1 pseudogene is annotated in these 662 nt (G+C 74.5%); it reads left to right on the plus strand.

Annotated elements, in window-relative coordinates:
- Positions 1-566 (plus strand): annotated as a pseudogene (locus tag AC5LUJ_RS14265) (glycosyltransferase family 39 protein); the annotation flags it as partial.
- Positions 567-662 lie beyond the last annotated feature (96 nt).

Genomic DNA, 662 nt, shown 5'->3' on the forward strand with positions numbered 1-662 from the left:
CCGACCGGTACACCGCCACCGCGTTCGTCCCGTTCCTGCTGGTGATCGGCCTCGGGGCGACCGTCCTCGTCGACAGCCGGCTGTTCCGGGGTGTCGTCCTGGCGTGCGCGTTGCTCGGGCTCATCGGCGGCTACACCGACCTCTCCCGCGCCCGCACCCAGGCCGAGCAGGCCGCGGGCGTGCTCGAGCGCCTCGGGCGGCCCGGTGACGTGCTGCTGGTCTGCCCGGACCAGCTCGGCCCGGGCCTGGCCCGCACGGTCCCGCCGTGGATGCGGGTGTACGTCGTCCCGACCTACGCCCCACCCGACCGGGTCAACTGGACCGACTACGAGGACCGCAACACCACCGCCAACGGGGTGGCCGTCGCGGACCGGGCGCTGGCGGAGGCGGGCCCCGGCAACACCGTCTTCCTCGCCGGCTCGGGCGCGTACCGCACCTACGAGACCCTGTGCACCCAGGTGCGCGGACGTCTCGAGGCGCGGCGCCCGCGCGTCGACCAGGTCATGGAACAGGGCCAGTCAGCCAGGGTCTGGGAGAACTTCGCCCTGCTGCGCTTCCAGCCGTGACTGCCGGGACACGCTGGTGGATCCTCGGTCGGACGGGACGGCGGCCGCTGCCCGTATGACGGTGGCCGCCCACCGCGTGCGCACGCGTCGCGCGCG

The sequence above is a fragment of the Protofrankia sp. CiP1_Cm_nod3 genome (genome assembly GCF_982290655.1).